A 16209-nucleotide genomic window follows, 5' to 3' on the forward strand; every position below is an offset into this window, starting at 1 on the left:
GCGCCAAAAGGGAAGTTTCGGCCATATGTCCCAAACGGCGGGTAAATTCGTGCCGAAGACAGGGTGCGTGTCCTAGGTAGATCTCGCCGACTGCGTCTTGACTATATACCCCATGGGGGTATGGTCGTGAAGAGGTGGCAACACGGAACGGACGCGGACACATGAGTGAGCATCACGATCACACCGGACATCACGACGGGCAGGTCGTCGCGGCGTCCGGCCCCGACCAGCACGGCGATCACACCGAACACGGTGAACACCGTGGGCACGACGACCATGTCGGGCACGACCACGCCGGGCACGACGACCACGGCGGACACGGCCACGCCGGGCACGGCGGCGGTCACGCGGGTCACGTCGAGAAGTTCCGGCGGCTCTTCTGGGCGATGCTCGTTGTCGCCGTTCCGGTGGTCGCCTTCTCGCCGATGTTCGCGATGCTGGTCGGCTACACCGTCCCCGGCTGGGCGACCTGGGTGTCACCGGTACTGGGCACGGTCATGTACTTCTGGGGCGGCGGGCCCTTCCTGACCGGCGCCGTCGACGAGATCCGGGCCCGCCGGCCGGGAATGATGCTGCTGATCGGCCTGGCGATCACGGTCGCGTTCGTCGCGTCCTGGGGTGCGAGCCTCGGTGTCCTCGACCACGAGCTGGACTTCTGGTGGGAACTGGCCCTGCTGATCGTGATCATGCTGCTGGGGCACTGGCTCGAGATGCGGTCACTCGCGCAGACCACCTCGGCGCTGGACTCGCTGGCGGCGCTGCTGCCCGACGAGGCCGAGCGCGTCGAGGGCGACTCGATCGTCACCGTCGCCCCATCGCGGTTGCGCGTCGGCGACGTGGTCGTCGTCCGGCCGGGCGGACGGGTGCCGGCCGACGGTCGTGTCGTGGCCGGCAGTGCCAGTGTCGACGAGTCGATGCTGACCGGCGAATCGGCCCCGGTGCGCCGGGCCGAAGGCGATCGGGTGGTGGCGGGCACGGTCGCCACCGACTCCGGACTCCGGGTCGAGGTCGACGCGATCGGTGCGGACACCGCACTGGCCGGCATCCAGCGGCTGGTGGCACAGGCACAGGAATCGTCGTCGCGGGCCCAGCGCCTGGCCGACCGTGCCGCGGGCTGGCTGTTCTGGTTCGCGCTCGGGGCGGCCGCGCTGACCGCGATTGTGTGGACCGTCCTCGGCCACCCCGACCAAGCCGTGATGCGCACGATCACGGTGCTGGTCATCGCATGTCCTCACGCTTTGGGGCTGGCGATCCCGCTCGTCGTCTCGATCGCCACCGAGCGTGCCGCCCGTGGCGGCGTCCTGGTCAAGGACCGGTTGGCGCTGGAGAGCATGCGGACGGTCGACACGGTCGTCTTCGACAAGACCGGGACCCTCACCAAGGGCAGCCCGGCCGTGACGGCCGTCGAAGCGTCCGGTGCGTTGACCGCCGACGCGGTGCTCGCGCTCGCGGCCGCCGCCGAGTCGGATTCCGAGCACCCGCTCGCCTCCGCGATCGTGGCGGCCGCGCGGGAGAAGGGGCTGACGGTCGAACCGGCGGAGGAGTTCTCTTCGGCGGCAGCGGTCGGGGTGCGGGCCCGGGTGGGTGACCGAGTCGTTCAGGTGGGCGGGCCGTATCTGCTCGAGCGGGAAGGCGCCGGTGAGCTGCCCGTCGTCGATGAGTGGCGCGAGCAGGGGGCGATCATCCTGCACGTGCTGGTCGACGGTCAGGTGGCCGGCGCACTTCGGCTCGCCGACGAGATCCGCCCCGAGTCTTTCGCCGCCGTCGAAGCGTTGCACCGTCGCGGTGTCGAAGTCGTCATGATCACCGGTGACGCACAGGCCGTGGCCGCGTCGGTGGCCGCCGAACTCGGCATCGACCGGGTATTCGCCGGAGTGCGGCCGGAGGACAAGGCCGCGAAGGTCCGCTCACTGCAGGCCGAGGGGCATCGCGTCGCGATGGTGGGCGACGGGGTGAACGACGCTCCCGCACTCGCGCAGGCCGACGTCGGCATCGCGATCGGTGCCGGCACCGACGTCGCCATCGCCTCCGCCGGTGTGGTTCTCGCCAGCGATGATCCGCGCGCAGTGATCTCGGTGATCGAGCTTTCCGATGCCGCCTACCGGAAGATGCGGCAGAACCTGTGGTGGGCGGCCGGGTACAACCTGATCTCGGTTCCGCTGGCCGCCGGGGTGCTCGCCCCATTCGGGTTCGTGTTGCCGATGTCGGTCGGTGCGGTGCTGATGTCGTTGTCGACGATTGTCGTGGCCCTCAACGCCCAACTATTGCGACGGATCGACCTGCGCCCCGAGGTCGTGGCGCCGGCCGGAGCCCAGCCGACCTCGATCAGTGGGCAGTCGGCGGATTCAGGTACTGCGCGGTAGAGCCGCCCAGCGGAATCTCGGGCAGGCCGAGCTTCCGGTGATCCCAGCTGCGGATCCGATCGGCCTTCACACGCACGGCGACGCGCTTGTGCATCATCTGGTCCACCATCGGCCGCAGCTCGTCGGTGTACGGGCCGTTGTAGCGCTCCCAGACGCTGATCCCGGTGGCCAGCGTGTTCTCCTCGTCGTCGAAGATCTCCGCGGTGCCCTCGATGGCAACGCCGCGCAGCTGGTCGTAGGTGTGGCCGGCCTCGACGAGCACCGAGCACCGCGGGTTGCGGCGCAGGTTGACGGCCTTCTGCGACTTGGCCTTCGTCTCGAACCACAGCTCGCCGTCGATGACCCCGTACCACATGGCGACGAGGTGGATCGCGCCGTCGCGTCCCGTCGTGGCAAGCGTGGCCGTGCGCTGCTCGGCGATGAAGTCCGCGAACTCGTCGTCGGACATGACGATGTCTTTGCGTTGGTTGACGCCCATGGACCGACCCTAACGGGTGGCCAAAGGTCAGTCGACGGTATGGGCCAGCCGCTCCTGTAATGCTTCCGCGGCGGCGAGGAGATCAGCCGCCCAACGCGCCCCCGGACGTCGGCCGATGCGCTCGACCGGCCCGGAGACGGAGATGGCCGCGACGACCTCGCCGTCGACGTCGCGCACCGGCGCCGAGACGCTGGCGACGCCGGCCGCGCGCTCGGCGACGCTCTGCGCCCAGCCCTTCCGCCGGACGTCGGCGAGGGTGCGTTCGGCGAAAACGCTGTCGTCGAGGAGCGGGGCGCGCACTCCCTCGGGGGCCCACGCGAGCAGAACCTTGGCCGCCGAACCGGCGGTCATCGGCAGACGGCTGCCGACCGGAACGGTGTCGCGCAGCCCGCTGGGCGGTTCCAGCGCGGCGACGCAGATCCGCTCGGCCCCGTCGCGCCGATAGATCTGGACCGACTCCCCGGTGATCTCGCGCAGTCGCGGCAGGATGGCCAGCGCCGCGTCGGGAATGCGGTCGGCGTGGGAGCCGGACAGCTCGCGCAAGGCCGGTCCCGACACCCAGCGCCCGGTCGTGTCGCGTGCGATCAACCGGTGGACCTCCAGGCCGACGGCCAGGCGGTGCGCAGTGGCCCGGGGCAGACCGGTCGCCGCGCATAGCTCCGCGAGATTGCACGGCGAGGCTGCGACGGCGGTCAGGACGGTCACCGCCTTGTCCAGCACGCCGATTCCGCTGACCGGCTCCGGTGCGGTATCATTTCTCATAAGCCGATACTATCTGTCCAGATAGTGAGATTCCAACAGTTGCAGCCCGATTGTTGGCAGAACGAGCGAGGAGCTATGAGCAACAGCCCAGCCAAGCCCCGCACACTTGCCGAGAAGGTGTGGGACGACCATGTCGTCGTGCGCGGTGAAGTCGACGAGTCGGGTCAGCGCAACCCGGATCTCATCTACATCGACCTCCATCTCGTCCACGAGGTCACCTCGCCGCAGGCCTTCGACGGTCTGCGGATGGCCGGGCGCCCGGTGCGCCGGACCGACCTCACCATCGCCACCGAGGACCACAACGTTCCGACGGTGGACATCGACAAGCCGATCGCCGACCCCGTCTCGCGCACCCAGGTGGAGACGCTGCGCCGCAACTGCGAGGAGTTCGGTGTACGCCTGCACCCGATGGGCGACGCCGAGCAGGGCATCGTCCACGTCGTCGGACCGCAGCTCGGTCTGACCCAGCCGGGCACGACGGTGGTGTGCGGCGACAGCCACACGTCCACCCACGGCGCGTTCGGCGCCCTGGCCATGGGCATAGGCACCTCGGAGGTCGAGCACGTCCTGGCCACCCAGACGCTGTCGCTGCGCCCGTTCAAAACCATGGCGATCACCGTCGACGGTGAACTCCCGCCGGGCGTGACTAGCAAGGATCTCATCCTGGCCGTGATCGCCAAGATCGGTACCGGCGGCGGCCAGGGCTACGTCCTGGAATACCGCGGCCCGGCCATCGAGAAACTGTCGATGGAAGCACGGATGACCATCTGCAACATGTCGATCGAAGCGGGTGCGCGCGCCGGCATGATCGCGCCCGACGCGATCACCTACGAGTTCCTCAAAGGTCGTCCGCATGCTCCGACCGGCGACGACTGGGATACTGCCGTGGCCTACTGGGACAGTCTGCGCACCGACGAGGGCGCACAGTTCGACGCCGAGGTGCACATCGACGCCTCCGCGCTGACCCCCTTCGTCACATGGGGCACCAACCCCGGCCAGGGCGCGCCGCTCGGATCGGTCGTCCCCGACCCGGAGGACTTCGGCAACGACAACGACAAGCAGGCGGCGGCCCGCGCGCTGGAGTACATGGACCTCACGCCGGGCACACCGCTGCGCGAGGTGCCGGTCGACGCCGTGTTCGTCGGGTCGTGCACCAACGGGCGGATCGAGGATCTGCGGGCGGTGGCCGACGTGCTGCGCGACCGGCGACTCGCCGACGGCGTCAGAATGCTGATCGTGCCCGGCTCGATGAAGGTGCGGGCACAGGCCGAAGAGGAGGGCCTCGGCGAGATCTTCACGCGCGCGGGAGCGGAGTGGCGCCAGGCCGGATGCTCGATGTGCTTGGGCATGAACCCCGACCAGCTCTCGCCCGGGGAGCGCTGCGCGTCGACGTCGAACCGCAACTTCGAAGGACGTCAGGGCAAAGGCGGCCGGACCCACCTGGTCTCACCGGCCGTCGCGGCCGCGACCGCGGTGCGCGGCACCCTCTCATCGCCCGCGGACCTGTAGCCGCACAACACATCTCCGCACAGACCACTCGGGAGTTCACCACCATGGAACCGCTCACCACCCACACCGGTATCGGGGTGCCGCTACGGCGCAGCAACGTCGACACCGACCAGATCATCCCCGCCGTCTACCTCAAGCGTGTGACGCGCACGGGATTCGAAGACGGCCTCTTCTCCTCCTGGCGGTCCGATCCGGACTTCATCCTCAACACCGAGCCGTACAACAAGGGTTCGGTACTGGTCGCCGGACCAGACTTCGGCACCGGATCGTCGCGCGAGCACGCCGTCTGGGCACTCATGGATTTCGGCTTCCGGGTCGTGCTGAGCTCGCGGTTCGCCGACATCTTCCGCGGCAACTCCGGCAAGGCGGGTTTGCTTGCGGCACAAGTGGATCAATCCGATATCGAGCTGTTGTGGAAGCGGCTGGAGAACCAGCCCGGCCTCGAACTCACGGTGGACCTGGCGGATAAGACCGTCAGCGCCGGCGACCTCGTCGTCCCGTTTCAGATCGACGACTACACGCGGTGGCGCCTCATGGAGGGCCTCGACGACATCGGGCTCACGTTGCGCGAAGTCGAGGCGATCGACGGTTTCGAGCGTTCGCGGCCGGCGTTCAAACCCACGACCCAGTAGTACCCTGCGGTAGCCCTTGCGGATCAAGGGGATTCGACGCGGCGCGCGACGCGCTGAGGTCTCCGGCTTGATGGACCTTTTGGAATTCGACGTTTAACGTGTTGTGTTAGCTACGCCACACTTTCTGTGTGAACTGGCTGCTCACCGGGACGAAGATCCAAGGTTGCGGAGGTCGACATGAACAAAGCAGAACTCATCGACGAATTGACGAAACGGCTCAAGGCGGATCGTCAGACCGCCACCGACGCCGTCGAGCAGTTCATCGACACCGTTGTCCGCGCGGTGAATCGCGGTGAGAAGGTCACCATCACCGGATTCGGCGTATTCGAGAAGCGCAAGCGTGCACCGCGGGTGGCACGGAATCCTCGTACGGGCGAAACGGTCAAGGTGCGCGCCGTCTCGGTGCCGTCGTTCCGGCCCGGCGCGCAGTTCAAGTCCGTGATCGCGGGCAAGATGCGCCTGCCCGCGGGCGTGACCGCCGCCAAGCGCGGGGCGGTCGACGCCGCGACGGCCAAGAAAGCGGCACCCGCCAAGAAGGCTGCGCCGGCGAAGAAGGCTGCAGCCGTTAAGAAGGCGACACCGGCGAAGAAGACCGCAGCCGCCAAGAAGGCGACGCCCGCGAAGAAGGCGCCCGCCAAGACGGTCACCACTGCCAAGAAGGCCGCTCCGGCGAAAAAGGCGACGACGGCGAAGAAGGCAGCCGCCCCCGCCAAGAAGGTGAGCGCGACGAAGGCGCCGGCCAAGAAGGCGACGGCAACGAAGACGACGGCGAAGAAGGCGCCGGCAAAGAAGGCTGCGCCGGCCAAGAAGACCACGGTCGCCAAGAAGGCGGCGCCGGTCAAGAAGGCCGCGCCGGCGAAGAAGACTACGGCTACCAAGAAGGCCGCGCCAGCCAAGAAGGCTCCCGCGAAGACCGCGGCTGCCAAGAAGGCCCCCGCCAAGAAGGCACCGGCGAAGAGAGCGAAGTAGGCGTCGCCCGAGCGCGGCCCCGGGCTATTCGTAGTCCGGCAGTGGATCGGCGATATGGTCGGCGGCGAGAACGCGGCCGTCGGCGTCGATTGACAACACCCAGGTACTCGCCTTGCGGTTGCGGTTGGGTGGCACGGTGAAGCCGTCGCGCTCCGACCACCACTTCATCAGCGGTGCGATGGCCTTGCCTTGGCTGCAGACGACGTGAACACCGTCCTGCTTGCGCGCCAAGTCCACCATTCGCTGCCTCGCCCTTTCGGGATCATGGTCGTAGGCCTCTTCGGTCAGGCGCTTCTCGATATGGATCTTCTTGCCGCCGAGACGTTTCGACAGGGGTTCGAGCGTCTGGACGCACCTGGCGCGGTCCGCGGCGTGCAGGCGGCGGGCGCCGAACAACGGCAAGAGGTCGGCCAACGCTTGCGCCTGCGCACGCCCGACCCGCTCGAGTGGCCGTTGCTCGTCGGGACCCGAATATCGTCCGCGGCGTCCCGCTTTGGCGTGGCGGACCAGCAGCAAGGTGTGCAGATCGGCGGGCAGTGAGAGGAATTCGTCGACCACCATCCGGTCGAGCGTGTAGGTCAGCATCGACCGCGCCTCGTCGGGGGTGACCCACGCCAGCTCGTCGACCTCCTTGTTGGCAGCGAACTCGCCGCCGGTCATCCGGGCCGACCAATACCGGACGTGCTTCCTCTTCGACCCGTTCACCGCATAGGTGACCTGGCGAAGGTGGCGGCCCAGCGTCACCGTGTACCCGGTCTCCTCGAAGATCTCGCGGACCGCGGAGGCGTAGACCGTCTCCCCGGATTCGGTCTTGCCCTTGGGCAGCGTCCAGTCGTCGTATCGAGGGCGGTGGATGACGGCGATCTCGGGCCGTCCGGACTTCTCGTTCGGGCGCCACAACACTCCGCCGCCGGCCCAGACAGCGCGCACGCTCATGCGATGCGCTACGCCGACCCGGCCGCGGCGCGGCGGTAGCGGGCCATCAAATCGGTCTGGTGGTCGCGGACCTCGACGTCGGCGCCCGGCGACGCGGTCCAGCCGCCGTCGTGCCCGAGCACCCAGCACCTGGTGCGGGGGTCGAGCGCCGAGTCGAAAATGTCGGCGAGCTGCTGGGTCAGCCGCGGGTTCTCCACCTTGACGAGAACCTCCACGCGCCGATCCAGGTTGCGGTGCATCATGTCGGCACTGCCGATCCAGAACTCGTCCTGGGCGCCGAACTGGAAGATGCGCGAGTGCTCCAGGAACCGCCCCAGAATCGATCGCACGGTGATGTTGTCGCTGACGCCGGGGATCGCCGGCCGCAGCGCGCAGATGCCCCGCACGACGATCTCCACGGGAACACCGGCCTGCGAAGCGCGGTAGAGCGCGTCGATGATCTGTTCGTCGACCAGCGCGTTGGCCTTCAACCTGATCCGCGCCGACCGGTCGCCTTCGCGGTGCCTCGCGATCTCGTTGCCGATCCGCTCGATGATTCCCGAACGGATGCCGTCGGGCGCCACGAGGAGATTGCGGTAGGAGTGCTTGCGCGAGTAGCCGGTCAGCGTATTGAAAAGATCGGTGAGATCGGCGCCGATCTCCGGTGCCGCGGTGAACAGGCCGACGTCCTCGTACAGGCGTGCCGTCTTCGGGTTGTAGTTGCCGGTTCCGATATGGCAGTAGCGGCGGATGGTCGACCCTTCTCGCCGCACCACCAGACAGGTCTTGCAGTGGGTCTTGAGCCCGACGAGACCGTAGACGACGTGAACGCCGGCCTGCTCCAGTTTCCTCGCCCACTTGATGTTCGCCTGCTCGTCGAACCGGGCCTTGATCTCCACCAGCGCGACGACCTGCTTGCCTGCCTCAGCCGCGGCGATCAGCGCATCGACGACGGGCGAGTCGCCCGAGGTGCGGTAGAGCGTCTGTTTGATGGCCAGGACCTGGGGGTCGGCGGCGGCCTGTTCGATGAAGCGCTGCACGCTCGTCGAGAAGGACTCGTAGGGGTGGTGAACCAAGACATCGCCCTCGCGCAGCGTGGAGAAGACGCTCTTGGGCGTCTCGCGCTCGCCGAAAGCCGGGTTCGTCACGGGGACGAACGGCGGATCTTTCAGCGCTGGTCGGTCGACGTCGTAGATCTGGAACAGCGAGGACAGATCGAGGGGGCCGGGGACCGCGATCACGTCGGCGGGGTCGACGTCGAGTTCGCGGAGAAGGAGATCGAGCATGTGCTCGCTCATGTCTTCTTCGATCTCCAGCCGCACCGGGGAACCGAACCGGCGTCGGGCGAGCTCGCGTTCGAGCGCCTGCAGCAGGTCTTCGTCCCGGTCCTCGTCGACCTCGAAATCGGCGTTGCGGGTGATGCGGAACGCGTGGTGCTCGACGATGTCCATCCCGGGGAACAGCTCGCCCAGATTCGCCGAGATCACTTCCTCGAGCGGGAGGAATACGACGTCGCGGGGTCCGTCTTGGCCGGGTTCGGTTCCGACGAGCTGATCCACACGAAGGAACCGGGCAACGTTGTCGGGCACCTTGACGCGGGCGAAATGCTCGGCGCCGTCGGTGCGGTCGCGGACGGTGACCGCGAGATTCAGGCTCAGCCCGCTGATGTAGGGGAAGGGGTGCGCCGGGTCGACGGCGAGCGGGGTGAGAACGGGAAAGACCTGGTCGTTGAAGTAGCCGACGAGGCGTTCCCGCTGTGGGGCGTCGAGATCCGACCACGAGACGATGTGAATGCCCTCCTCGTCGAGCGCGGGTTTGACCGACTCGTTGAAGACGCGCGCCTGCCGCGTGGCGATCGACTGGGTGCGCAGCGCGATCCGATGCAGTTGTTCGCGCGGGGACAAGCCGTCGGCCGATCGGACCGACAACCCGGTTTCGTCGCGGCGTTTGAGGCCGGCGACGCGGACCATGAAGAACTCATCGAGATTCGAGGTGAAGATGGCCAGGAACTTGGCCCGTTCCAACAGGGGAAGCGATTGATCCTCGGCCAGCGCCAGGACGCGCGAATTGAAGTCGAGCCAGGACAATTCCCGGTTCAAATAGCGATCGGCGGGCAGGTCGGCGGATTCGTCGGGCTGTGCGGTCGCCGCGGGCGGGGCACCGGGGCCCGGGTCGGTGGTGATGGTTTCGATAACGCGCGGCTCCACGGTGGTTGACGGAGTCTGGGCTGGAGTCTCGGGGGCGTCGGCGCTCACCGCCTCATCATGCACCACGCCGGGTGCCCCCGCATCCGATGGCAACGAGCGCGCGCGAAGCCACTCGGCGGTGGCCGCGCCGACCCCGATCCGCGCCGCGCGCGTCAGGTCGGCGAGGGTATCGACGTCGGCCCGCAGGCCCGACCAGGCACCGTCGCCCGCTTCGTCTCCAGGGGTCAGATCGACCACTCCGGCGCGTCGGTGCGCAGCGGCCGAATCGGGGCCGAACAGGGGTGGTTCGTCGACGTCGACCGGGCGCAGCAGCGCCGCGGTGCCGGTGCCGTCGAGGTCGGCGATGAAGGACTGCCGGTGCAGCGAATCCGTGCGTTGTTCGTGGGCGCTCAGCGCGGCGAGCAAGCCATCGGCACTGGCGGCGGGCAGATCGGCCTGTAGGAACACCACCGAGTCGACCGCCGGATCGTGGTCGGCCAGCACGCGCTGGCCGTGGACGAAGGCCGCGTTCAAGCCTCGGGAATCGGCTGGTTCGTCCGCGGTCAGAGCGCCGGCCGATCGTGCGGCCTTGGCGATCCGGGGATCGGGGGTGACCACGAGCGACGCCAGCCCGGCGTCGGCGGCCGCGGCGAGCGCATCGGACAACATGGCCAGGACCAGCGCGGCACGATCGTCGGCCTCGCCGTTCAGCCGCGTTTTCGCCTGCGGCAGCGGTTTGACCGCCAGCACTGCTCCCCAAGTCACGTACTCCATCATGGCAGGGGCGCGCGACCGGTCCGACTACACTCTGAGGCCACCCGCCTTCACCGAGGCGATGGGAGTGAGGCAGGAATGGCGAAGACAGCGACGGCAATCGAATTCGACGGTCGGGTCGAGCAGATCGGCGACCGCCTGATCGTCCGGCTTCCGGACGAGGCAAGCGCGCAGCTCTCCTCGCGCGGTCAAGTGGCGGCCGCCGTGATCGTCGGCGGTCACTCCGCGCAGACGGTCGTCGAACCCGACGGCCGCCGCGGTCACTGGCTGCCGGTCGACGAGGTGGCGGGAGTGGTCGCGGGTGACGACGTTCCGGTGCGGATCGAGCCGACGAAGGAATGGCCCGAGCCGGTGAAGCCGGATGATTTCGCCGCGGCGCTCGACGATGCCCCCGACATCGGGGACCTGTGGAGAGAGATCACCCCGATGGCCCGCTGGGAGTGGGTGCGCTGGATCAACGCCACCAAGAACCCCGACACGCGCCAGCGCCGGATCGACGTCGCGGTCGACAAGCTGCGGTCGGGTAAGCGCCGGCCGTGCTGCTTCGACCTGTCGTCCTGCACCGATCCGGAGGTCGCGAAGAGCGGCAAACTCGTCGAGGCCTGAACGCGCGCCGGACCGGCTACGCTGAAACGCGATATCGGGCAAACCGATTCGCGGTGAAAGGGGTTACGCGTGCAGGCGGTCGTGATGGGAGCCGGGTCGTGGGGGACGACGGTGGCAAAAGTGCTGGTCGACGCGGGTACGCCGACGCGGATCTGGGCACGGCGGCCAGAACTCGCCGAGGCCATCAACTCCTCGCACGAGAACCCCGACTACCTGAAGGGCATTCCGTTGCCCGAGGCCCTGCACGCCGTCAGCGATGTGGCCGAGGCGCTCGACGGCGCCGACGTCGTGGTGCTCGGGGTGCCGTCCCAATCGTTGCGCGGGAACCTGGAGCAGTGGTTGCCGCGCCTCAACGACGACATGGTCTTCGTGTCGCTGGCGAAGGGCGTCGAGACCTCGACGGTGATGCGGATGTCCGAGGTGATCGCGGATGTCACCGGTGCGGCGCCCGAGCGGATCGCCGTGCTGTCCGGGCCGAACCTGGCCAAAGAGGTCGCGGCCGGGCAGCCGGCCGCCACCGTGATCGGCTGTCCGGACGAGCAGCGCGCGGTCATGCTGCAGGAGGCGTTCTCCACCAGCTACTTCCGCCCGTACACGAACACCGACGTCATCGGGTGTGAGCTCGGCGGCGCGGTGAAGAACGTGATCGCGCTGGCGTGCGGCATGGCCTCCGGCGTCGGATTCGGGCAGAACACGCTGGCCACGATCATCACCCGCGGGCTCGCCGAGACGATCCGTCTCGGCGTGGCCGCCGGTGCCGACGTGCAGACGCTCGCCGGCCTGGCCGGCGTGGGCGATCTCGTCGCCACCTGCTGCTCACCGCTGTCGCGCAACCGGACCTTCGGCGTCGCGCTCGGCGAGGGAAAGACGCTGGAAGAGGCGCAGGCGGCGACCAACGGTCAGGTCGCCGAGGGAGTGAAGTCGTGTTCGTCGGTGCGTGCGCTGGCCGAGATCCACGGCGTGGACGTCCCTCTCACCGACGCCGTCCACCAGGTGTGCCACGAGGGGATGACTGTGCACGACGCGATCGCCATGCTGCTGGGTCGTCCGCGCAAGCCGGAGATCCGGTAGTCCGATAGCGCGGTGAGCGTCAGGGGTTCGGCAACTCCAACGGCGCGCGTGCGAGGTGCTTGTCGACGAGTGCGGTCACCTGGCTGATGGGGGCGCTGCCGGAGTCCCGCGGCAGCCACAGCGCGACGTAGGGCCGGTGATCGACGGCGACGTACGCGACGCCGCCCTCACGCTCGTCGGTGATGAACCACTGCGCCGAGTCGACGACCTGCAGCCGCGACGACGGCGCGAGCGCGGCCGGACGGTCGACCCCGCACCGCAGCACCACGGTGTCGCCGTTGTCGGCGCGCCAGCGCGCTTTGGTCCCGGAGACCGACTTGTCGCCGTATCCGGCCAGGCTGTCGGGCAGCGCAGCCATCAACGGTGCGCAGGCCTGTTCCGTTCCGGCCGCGGCGCCCATGGTGTCGACGGGTGTCGGAGCATCGTCGCGCAGGACGGCGGCGACGATGAATCCGACGAGGATCATCACCGGAATGGTGATCAGCGTCGCGAGGAAGGCCGGTGAGAGCCGGCCGTCGGCGTCGCGGAAGAGGGAGCCGCCTGCTTTCTCGGAGGCGTAGCGGCCGGTGGTGTCGTCGGGCAGGTCTTCATCAGCGGGCACGCGACCAGCGTAGCGGTACCGTCGGCGCTCTAGACTGGACCACCGTGACACCGCAGCGGACCGTCGGCGACGTGGGCGAGCGCGCACTGCTGGCCGAGTTCGCGCAGGCGGCGAAGCAGGCGCCCGGCGCTCTCATCGGTCCGGGCGACGACGCGGCCGTCGTCGAGGACGGGGTGACCGTACTCAGCGTCGACACCGCCGTACAAGACCGGCACTTCCGCCTCGCGTGGTCGACCCCCGAACAGATCGGGGCCCGCGCCGTCGTCGCGGCGGTCGCCGACATCGCCGCGATGGGCGCGCGCCCGACCGGCATCCTGGTCTCTCACGCCGCCCCGCCGGACACCCCGGCCGATGTCCTCGTCGGTATCAACCGCGGCGTGGTCGGGCGAGCCGCCGGACTCGGCGCCGCGATGCTCGGCGGGGATCTGGTGACCGCCGGCGAGATCTCCGTGTCGATCACGGCCGTCGGCGTTCTCGACGGCATCGACCCGGTCCGGATGTCCGGGGCCCGGCCGGGCGATGTTCTCGCCGTGAGCGGACCGCTCGGCGCCTCGGCGGCCGGATACGCCGTGCTGAGCAGGGGATTGCCGTTCGCCGACGCGGCATCGGTCGAGGTGGTCGACGCGTTCCGTTGTCCGGCACCCGACCTCACGCAGGGCGCCGTAGCCGCCCGGGCGGGCGCACACGCGCTGACCGACGTCTCTGACGGGCTGATCGAGGAGTTGTCGCTGCTCAGCGCCTCGTCGGGCGTGGCCGTCGAGGTCGCCGCCGATGATATCCCGATCACCGACGCGGTCCGCGTCGTCGCCGAGCAGCTCGGCGTCGACGTGCGGACCTGGGCCCTGGGCGGCGGTGAAGACCACGAGCTCCTCGGAGCCTTTCCCGACGGCGGAGCGATCCCGGTCGGGTGGACGGTGATCGGCCGCGTCGCCGCCGCTTCGCCGGAACGTCTCGCGGTGAGTATCGACGGCGGACCGCCCGGGATCAGCGGGTGGCACAGCGTCTAACCCGGCCGAGGCGATAGATTCCTCGTTGTGGCCATCTACGCATTAGGCGATCGCGAGCCAACGCTCGGCGCCGACACCTACATCCACCCCGACGCCGTCGTCATCGGCGACGTGACCCTGGCCGACGGTGTGTCCGTCTGGCCGGGCGCCGTATTGCGCGGCGACTACGGCACGATCACGATCGGCGAGAAGACCAACATCCAGGACGGAACGGTCATCCACTGCACCGCACTGCACGCCACCGTCCTCGGCGCGCGATGCGTCGTCGGGCACAACGCGCACATCGAGGGCGCCACCATCGGCGACGACGTGCTGGTGGCCTCCGGGTCGGTCGTGCTGAACGGGTCGACCGTCGGGTCGGGCGCCGTCGTCGGAGCGGGTGCCGTCGTGCCGTTCAACTTCGAGGTCCCGGAGCGGCGGATGGCCCTCGGAATCCCGGCGAAGATCCGCGACGGATTCGAGGTTCCCGAAGGTCACGTCGAACTCAACACGGTGCTGTACTACGAGAACGCCAAGTACCACCGCGACAACCTGCGTCGGCTCGACTGAGACGATGTCAGCCAAGCCGTTAGCCGAACTCGTCGCACCCGACTGGGCGCAGGCTCTCGAACCGGTCGCGCCCGTGATAGCCGAACTCGGGGACTTCCTGCGCGCCGAGATCGCCGCCGGGCGGAGATACTTGCCGGCCGGAGCGCACGTGCTGCGCGCGTTCACCCGACCGATGGCCGACGTGCGGGTCCTGATCGTCGGCCAGGATCCGTATCCCACCCCGGGGCACGCGGTCGGGCTCAGCTTCTCGGTCGCACCCGATGTCACGCCGATCCCGCGGTCGTTGGCCAACATCTACACCGAGTACAGCGACGACCTCGGCTACCCGCGGCCGAGCACCGGCGACCTCACCCCCTGGGCCGACGCCGGCGTGCTGTTGCTCAACCGGGTGCTCACGGTCGGCGCCCACGACTCCGGGTCGCACCGGGGCAAGGGCTGGGAAACGGTGACCGAATGCGCGATCAAAGCGCTCGCCGCCCGCGACGAGCCGCTCGTGGCGATTCTGTGGGGTCGCGACGCCCAGAATCTCGCCCAGTGGCTGCCGGACGTGCCGAGAATCGCCTCGCCGCATCCGTCCCCGCTCTCCGCGTCGCGCGGATTCTTCGGATCCCGCCCGTTCAGCCGTGCCAACGCGGCACTGGCGCAGCTGGGTGCCGAACCGGTGGACTGGCGACTGCCGTAGGACGCTCAGCCCCAGCGGGGGGCGCGCTTCTCGACGAAGGCGTCGACGCCTTCGATCCCCTCGGGCTGCCCGCCCAGGTGGGCGATCGATGCCGACTCGGCGGCCATCTGGTCGGCCAGCGAGGCCGTCGGGGAGGCCCGTAGCAGCTGTGCCGTCGCCCGCAGCGCCGCTCGCGGGCCGGCCGCGAGTTCGCCCGCGATCTCCCGCGCGCGTGCGTCGACCTGATCGTCGTCGACGATCTCCGACAGCAAGCCGAGGCCGAGCGCCTCGTCGGCGGCGATCACGCGGTTGGTGAGGATGATCGCGCGGGCGCGGGACGAGCCGACCGCCCGGGGCAGGCTCCACGTCATCCCGCCGTCCGGGCTGAGCCCGATGCCGCTGTAGGCGGGCCGCATCTTCGTCGACGGTCCGCCGACGACGACGTCGCCGATCAGCGTCAGACTCATCCCCGCGCCGGCGGCCCATCCCTTCGCCGCCACGACGACCGGACGGTGGGCGGTGTCGATCAGATGGATCATCCGATGCAGCTGGTCGGCCAGCTGCGCCAGGAACGCGGTCCGGTCCTCGGCGGCCGCGAAGGAGGCGACGTTGCCGCCCGCGCAGAAGTTCTTGCCCGCGCCGACGAGCAGGATCACCCGCTCGTCGCGCTTCCCGGCGTGCAGATCGGTCAGCACCTCCACCGCTTCGTCGACCGCGTCGTCGTTCAGCGAGGTGCCGTTGGCAGACGTCGAAACGGCGATGGTCAGTACGCCGTCGGCGGAGGTGACGTTGGGGGAGTCGGTCATGCGCTCACCCTATCGGGAGGGCAGACAGCAGCGACCCCCGACGGGCGGATGCCCTGTCGGGGGTCGCTGCCAAGCTGTGGGCGGCGGCTAGACGGAGGTCTTGCCGGCCTTCAGGCAGGAGGTGCACACATTCTTGCGCTTGCGGTTACCCGGAGCGACCTCGACTCGCACGGACTGGATGTTCGGGTTCCAGCGGCGGCTGTGGCGCCGGTGCGAGTGCGAGACCGTCTTGCCGAAGCCGGGGCCCTTGCCGCAGATGTCGCAGACGGCAGCCATATCGAACACTCCCTTAGATCGTCGAGAAACTTACGTGGTCTTGG

16 protein-coding genes and 1 pseudogene are annotated in these 16209 nt (G+C 68.9%); 9 read left to right on the forward strand and 8 right to left on the reverse strand.

Annotated features, from left to right (window positions below; translation table 11 throughout):
* Window positions 1–161: 161 nt before the first annotated feature.
* Window positions 162–2363 (forward strand): heavy metal translocating P-type ATPase, encoded by a 2202-nt coding sequence (locus tag GOARA_RS12685; RefSeq protein ID WP_083834868.1) that lies wholly within the window; start codon window positions 162–164, stop codon window positions 2361–2363.
* Here the strand turns inward: GOARA_RS12685 and GOARA_RS12690 are convergent.
* Window positions 2326–2841: a pyridoxamine 5'-phosphate oxidase family protein gene (locus GOARA_RS12690; protein ID WP_007322793.1), complete on the reverse strand. Its 516-nt coding sequence runs from the start codon at window positions 2839–2841 to the stop codon at window positions 2326–2328. The genes GOARA_RS12685 and GOARA_RS12690 overlap by 38 nt on opposite strands.
* 27 nt (window positions 2842–2868) lie before the next feature.
* On the reverse strand, window positions 2869–3603 hold the full coding sequence (locus GOARA_RS12695) for an IclR family transcriptional regulator (RefSeq protein WP_007322794.1): 735 nt from the start codon (window positions 3601–3603) through the stop codon (window positions 2869–2871).
* A gap of 75 nt (window positions 3604–3678) precedes the next feature.
* Between GOARA_RS12695 and leuC the strand changes: the two genes are divergently transcribed.
* The 3 genes from leuC (at window position 3679) to GOARA_RS12710 (ending at window position 6713) form a co-directional block, all read left to right on the forward strand.
* Window positions 3679–5112 (forward strand): 3-isopropylmalate dehydratase large subunit, encoded by a 1434-nt coding sequence (leuC, locus tag GOARA_RS12700; RefSeq protein WP_007322795.1) that lies wholly within the window; start codon window positions 3679–3681, stop codon window positions 5110–5112.
* Window positions 5113–5156: 44 nt separating this feature from the next.
* Complete coding sequence (leuD, locus tag GOARA_RS12705) at window positions 5157–5744, forward strand: 3-isopropylmalate dehydratase small subunit (protein ID WP_007322796.1); 588 nt, start codon at window positions 5157–5159, stop codon at window positions 5742–5744.
* Between the two features lie 177 nt (window positions 5745–5921).
* The gene (locus GOARA_RS12710) at window positions 5922–6713 is read left to right on the forward strand and encodes an HU family DNA-binding protein (RefSeq protein ID WP_007322797.1); all 792 of its coding nucleotides are present in this window, start codon (window positions 5922–5924) and stop codon (window positions 6711–6713) included.
* Window positions 6714–6737: 24 nt separating this feature from the next.
* On the opposite strand, the gene GOARA_RS12715 is transcribed toward GOARA_RS12710, so the two are convergent.
* The 3 genes and pseudogenes from GOARA_RS12715 to cofC form a co-directional block, all read right to left on the reverse strand.
* Window positions 6738–7649: an NUDIX hydrolase gene (locus tag GOARA_RS12715; RefSeq protein ID WP_040523080.1), complete on the reverse strand. Its 912-nt coding sequence runs from the start codon at window positions 7647–7649 to the stop codon at window positions 6738–6740.
* A gap of 8 nt (window positions 7650–7657) precedes the next feature.
* Entirely contained in the window at window positions 7658–9835 is a 2178-nt protein-coding gene (locus GOARA_RS12720) for an RNA degradosome polyphosphate kinase (protein ID WP_245548424.1), read from the reverse strand.
* Window positions 9836–9964: 129 nt separating this feature from the next.
* Window positions 9965–10591 (reverse strand): annotated as a pseudogene (gene cofC / locus GOARA_RS20620) (2-phospho-L-lactate guanylyltransferase); the annotation flags it as partial.
* 75 nt (window positions 10592–10666) lie between these two features.
* On the opposite strand from cofC, the gene GOARA_RS12725 reads away from it, so the two are divergent.
* Window positions 10667–11194 carry a YdeI/OmpD-associated family protein gene (locus GOARA_RS12725; protein ID WP_007322800.1) on the forward strand — a complete coding sequence of 176 codons (528 nt, stop codon included), beginning with the start codon at window positions 10667–10669 and terminating at the stop codon, window positions 11192–11194.
* Window positions 11195–11263: 69 nt separating this feature from the next.
* Window positions 11264–12265, forward strand: a complete 1002-nt coding sequence (locus GOARA_RS12730; protein WP_007322801.1) for an NAD(P)H-dependent glycerol-3-phosphate dehydrogenase — start codon at window positions 11264–11266, stop codon at window positions 12263–12265.
* 19 nt (window positions 12266–12284) lie between these two features.
* Here the strand turns inward: GOARA_RS12730 and GOARA_RS12735 are convergent, their stop codons facing one another.
* Complete coding sequence (locus GOARA_RS12735) at window positions 12285–12866, reverse strand: DUF3515 domain-containing protein (protein ID WP_007322802.1); 582 nt, start codon at window positions 12864–12866, stop codon at window positions 12285–12287.
* Window positions 12867–12910: 44 nt separating this feature from the next.
* Here GOARA_RS12735 and thiL point away from each other — a divergent pair, with 44 nt between their 5' ends.
* The 3 genes from thiL to GOARA_RS12750 are packed head-to-tail and all read left to right on the forward strand — an operon-like array spanning window position 12911 to window position 15104.
* Window positions 12911–13873 (forward strand): thiamine-phosphate kinase, encoded by a 963-nt coding sequence (gene thiL / locus GOARA_RS12740; RefSeq protein ID WP_007322803.1) that lies wholly within the window; start codon window positions 12911–12913, stop codon window positions 13871–13873.
* Window positions 13874–13900: 27 nt separating this feature from the next.
* A complete protein-coding gene (locus GOARA_RS12745) occupies window positions 13901–14422 on the forward strand; it encodes a gamma carbonic anhydrase family protein (protein WP_007322804.1) in 522 nt (173 codons plus the stop codon).
* A gap of 4 nt (window positions 14423–14426) precedes the next feature.
* Window positions 14427–15104 (forward strand): uracil-DNA glycosylase, encoded by a 678-nt coding sequence (locus tag GOARA_RS12750; protein ID WP_007322805.1) that lies wholly within the window; start codon window positions 14427–14429, stop codon window positions 15102–15104.
* A 5-nt stretch (window positions 15105–15109) separates the two neighbouring features.
* Here the strand turns inward: GOARA_RS12750 and GOARA_RS12755 are convergent, their stop codons facing one another.
* Entirely contained in the window at window positions 15110–15889 is a 780-nt protein-coding gene (locus GOARA_RS12755) for an enoyl-CoA hydratase/isomerase family protein (RefSeq protein WP_007322806.1), read from the reverse strand.
* Between the two features lie 87 nt (window positions 15890–15976).
* A complete protein-coding gene (rpmB, locus tag GOARA_RS12760; RefSeq protein ID WP_007322807.1) occupies window positions 15977–16165 on the reverse strand; it encodes a 50S ribosomal protein L28 in 189 nt (62 codons plus the stop codon).
* Window positions 16166–16209 lie beyond the last annotated feature (44 nt).

The sequence above is a fragment of the Gordonia araii NBRC 100433 genome (assembly GCF_000241265.1).
Lineage (GTDB): Bacteria > Actinomycetota > Actinomycetes > Mycobacteriales > Mycobacteriaceae > Gordonia > Gordonia araii.

What these genes read in the sequence shown, in the direction of transcription:
- GOARA_RS12685 (WP_083834868.1), top strand. Translation starts at nt 162, where the DNA reads ATGAGTGAGCATCACGATCACACCGGACATCACGACGGGCAGGTCGTC.
- GOARA_RS12690 (WP_007322793.1), bottom strand. Translation starts at nt 2,841, where the DNA reads ATGGGCGTCAACCAACGCAAAGACATCGTCATGTCCGACGACGAGTTC.
- GOARA_RS12695 (WP_007322794.1), bottom strand. Translation starts at nt 3,603, where the DNA reads ATGAGAAATGATACCGCACCGGAGCCGGTCAGCGGAATCGGCGTGCTG.
- leuC (WP_007322795.1), top strand. Translation starts at nt 3,679, where the DNA reads ATGAGCAACAGCCCAGCCAAGCCCCGCACACTTGCCGAGAAGGTGTGG.
- leuD (WP_007322796.1), top strand. Translation starts at nt 5,157, where the DNA reads ATGGAACCGCTCACCACCCACACCGGTATCGGGGTGCCGCTACGGCGC.
- GOARA_RS12710 (WP_007322797.1), top strand. Translation starts at nt 5,922, where the DNA reads ATGAACAAAGCAGAACTCATCGACGAATTGACGAAACGGCTCAAGGCG.
- GOARA_RS12715 (WP_040523080.1), bottom strand. Translation starts at nt 7,649, where the DNA reads ATGAGCGTGCGCGCTGTCTGGGCCGGCGGCGGAGTGTTGTGGCGCCCG.
- GOARA_RS12725 (WP_007322800.1), top strand. Translation starts at nt 10,667, where the DNA reads ATGGCGAAGACAGCGACGGCAATCGAATTCGACGGTCGGGTCGAGCAG.
- GOARA_RS12750 (WP_007322805.1), top strand. Translation starts at nt 14,427, where the DNA reads ATGTCAGCCAAGCCGTTAGCCGAACTCGTCGCACCCGACTGGGCGCAG.
- GOARA_RS12755 (WP_007322806.1), bottom strand. Translation starts at nt 15,889, where the DNA reads ATGACCGACTCCCCCAACGTCACCTCCGCCGACGGCGTACTGACCATC.
- rpmB (WP_007322807.1), bottom strand. Translation starts at nt 16,165, where the DNA reads ATGGCTGCCGTCTGCGACATCTGCGGCAAGGGCCCCGGCTTCGGCAAG.